The organism is Xenorhabdus eapokensis, from assembly GCF_001908105.1.
The window spans coordinates 1-2,846 of the sequence record NZ_MKGQ01000082.1 but is presented as its reverse complement, the minus strand read 5'-3'; the positions used below and the strand labels follow the sequence as shown (position 1 = coordinate 2,846).

Sequence of the window (2,846 nt, the reverse complement as noted above, 5' to 3'; positions counted from 1 at the left end):
TTGGCGTTGGACGCCGGCAGAATGCGTCCCTTTTTTGATAAAACCGGTTTCATCGATGATGAGGATGCCTTGCTCATCACCGAGATGGTCAGTCACATAATCGCGTAAAATATCGCGAGCCGCTTCGGCATCCCAACGGGCGCGTTCCAGAAAATATTGAATGCCATCAGGCGAGTGTTCACCCAACCATTCCGCCAGTTGCCAGCTATTTTTACGCTCAACATCACTGAGTAATCCCCTGAGATAGGCGAGACTGCGTTGTTGTGGACTGGCATGGTGAAATAACGGTGTCAGACGCGTGTGTAATGAGAGCAGTTCTTGTTCCCAAAGGTTAACAGGTAAGTGCATTGAACACCTCCCCCTATTTTCAGGAAAAATATATCATGAGCTATCATGCCACAATGGAGCGTACGACTGTAGTACTAGAATGTTTTCGTTCAAGTTGCTGCTTAACCCAGTCAGCCAGTTTGCCCTTTCTATGCTCGATATGCAGTATGAACGTTCGGGCACAGAGCACCAACAGTTGTCGGAGTGTCTTGTTACCCCGTTTACTGATCCCCAATAAGGTTGTCTTTCCTCCGGTACTGTACTGGCGGGGCACCAATCCCGTCGAGGCTGCAAAATCCCGGCTGTGGGCGTATTGTTTCCCATCACCCAGTTGTGAGGAAAGCACACTCGCCGTGATGGGGCCAATGCCGGGGATCGTCATCAGCCGTTGTCCGATATCATCCTGAGCAACCTCCTGTGATAGAGCAGTTTCAATCTCGGTGATTTGCTCAACCAGATAGTGATAATGTGCCTGTAACCGCAGTAATACCTGCACCAAATAAGGGGGAAGTTCATGTTCAGCCAGCACAGCAGAGAGCCGTTTTATCACGGCAATCCCCTTGGGCATGCTGATACCAAATTCAAGCAGGAAAGCCTGCATCTGGTTGGTGGTTTTGACTTTATCCCGGACTAGTGATTCCCGGACACGGTGCAGGGCGCGCATGGCTTGTTGGGCTTCTGTTCTGGGCTGAACAAAACGCATTGATGGCCGTGAAGCAGCTTCACAGATAGCCTCCGCATCAATAAAATCATTCTTGTTACTTTTGACAAAAGGACGGACAAACTGCGGTGAAATCAGCCTGGCCTCATGCCCCAAATCAGCGATCCGTCTTGCCATGAAATGCACGCCCGCACAGGCTTCCATCACCACTATTGCCGGAGAGCAGCCAGCTAAGAATTCCATCAATTTAGCTCGGGTGAATTTTTTACGCAGTAACGCTTTTCCTGATTGATCCTGACAATGGATATGAAAGGAATGCTTGCCAAGATCGATGCCAATCAATGCGATAGTGTTCATGATGGTGGCCTCTTAAATAAAAATAAATCACACTCTGTCAATATATCGCTAATAGGGTGAGGGCGGCCATCTCATTAGTGTGGGGCACTTTTTTACGCTCTCCGTTTTGCATCAACCAGCGCCTGTGTGAGTTCTTCATCAGATGGTGGTTCATGATGAGCTGTTGATTCTATCCCACGTAGTATGCATTCATTCAATAAAAGCCAAATTAAAGTTTTTCATTTGAAGAAACTATCTATTTATTTCCTGAATGCTCTCGAATTTTCTTAGCCAATATGTTTAAATCCTTATCGGATGCCCGCTTACTATCATGTGATGATATATACCCTTCATATTCATAAAAAAACTTGTCCACACAAGATGATATTTTTTTAAAACGGTTATTATTTCCTGTCCCGTGCATAGGAAATAATTTGGCGTGTACATGATCAACTCCATAACCTTCGAATATTAGTCCTGTTCTAGCAACATCTTCTAAGGTCGAATCAAGGAGTTTAGCAACCTTTTTAGAAGCGATGATTAAACCAGACAAACTATCGTCACTTAATTCAAATGCGTAACTTTCATAATGTTTCTTTGGAATGACTACGGTAAAACCCAATGTATTCGGGTATATTGATAAAAAAGCCATATAATCATCGTCTTCCCAAATAACATGTGCAGGTGACTTTCCATTAACTATTTCACAGAAAATACAATTATTCATATCAAAGTATCCTTATATAGTTAAACATCTTTTTCGTATAAAGTGTTATTCTTTTTCAGGGATGACCATATTAATACTGAAACAATAATAACATAAATACCAGATATTATGCTTAATGAAAGAAAAATGAATTCTATACCAATACGATGACCAATACCACCAAGGCTAGGAAGAACGAACAACAAAATAGCTCTTGTCATAGATGAAACAAAAGATTCTGATGTCGCCCACTGATTATCTGACTGTTTTTGTAAAAAAACAGATAGGGAATGAATGGTTATTAATTTCATTAATAAAAAGTTAATACATATAAATAAGAGTAGAAAATATTTTGATAACTCCTTGTAAAGGATAAATGTCATGACGAATGATATCATCATAATGATAGAAATGAATAGTGACGTTGATATCTTAGCTTTCATTTGTTGGGCTATATATGAGGCTAATGATTGTGACAACAAAATTAATACAAATGCAATGCCATAAAATCCACCAGAAATCTTAGATAGATTTTCACCGACAATCATTGGTTGCCAGAACTGTATTGATATTTGAAAGCAAAGTGATGCGCTAACATAGAGTATAACTATGGGTAAAGATATCTTGGAAGAGAAAATATTTTTGACTGTATTAATGATATTTTTATTTCTATTTTCTGTATGATTCGTTTTTGTTTCTTTATTTACAGGGATAACATAAGTCCTCAAGAGAAATTAATTGCAAATTGGTCACCATAACCAGCTAATAATGTATTGATCTCATATTCCATGGTTTCCTGAGTCCAGGTGATAAAAC

General features: G+C 40.5%; 3 protein-coding genes and 1 pseudogene. All 4 read right to left on the bottom strand.

Annotated features, from left to right (window positions below; translation table 11 throughout):
• A partial coding sequence (locus Xedl_RS19220) for a transposase (RefSeq protein ID WP_143187492.1) occupies positions 1 to 348 on the bottom strand: 348 nt, incomplete at its 3' end.
• A 73-nt stretch (positions 349 to 421) separates the two neighbouring features.
• Positions 422 to 1,345, bottom strand: a pseudogene (locus Xedl_RS19215) (IS110 family RNA-guided transposase); the annotation flags it as partial.
• A 235-nt stretch (positions 1,346 to 1,580) separates the two neighbouring features.
• The gene (locus Xedl_RS19210) at positions 1,581 to 2,051 is read right to left on the bottom strand and encodes an HIT family protein (protein WP_074025307.1); all 471 of its coding nucleotides are present in this window, start codon (positions 2,049 to 2,051) and stop codon (positions 1,581 to 1,583) included.
• Positions 2,052 to 2,071: 20 nt separating this feature from the next.
• The gene (locus Xedl_RS19205; protein ID WP_143187491.1) at positions 2,072 to 2,578 is read right to left on the bottom strand and encodes a hypothetical protein; all 507 of its coding nucleotides are present in this window, start codon (positions 2,576 to 2,578) and stop codon (positions 2,072 to 2,074) included.
• Positions 2,579 to 2,846 lie beyond the last annotated feature (268 nt).

Excerpts from the sequence above, each read along its gene's own strand:
- Xedl_RS19210 (WP_074025307.1), bottom strand. The coding sequence starts at position 2,051 with ATGAATAATTGTATTTTCTGTGAAATAGTTAATGGAAAGTCACCTGCA.
- Xedl_RS19205 (WP_143187491.1), bottom strand. The coding sequence starts at position 2,578 with ATGATTGTCGGTGAAAATCTATCTAAGATTTCTGGTGGATTTTATGGC.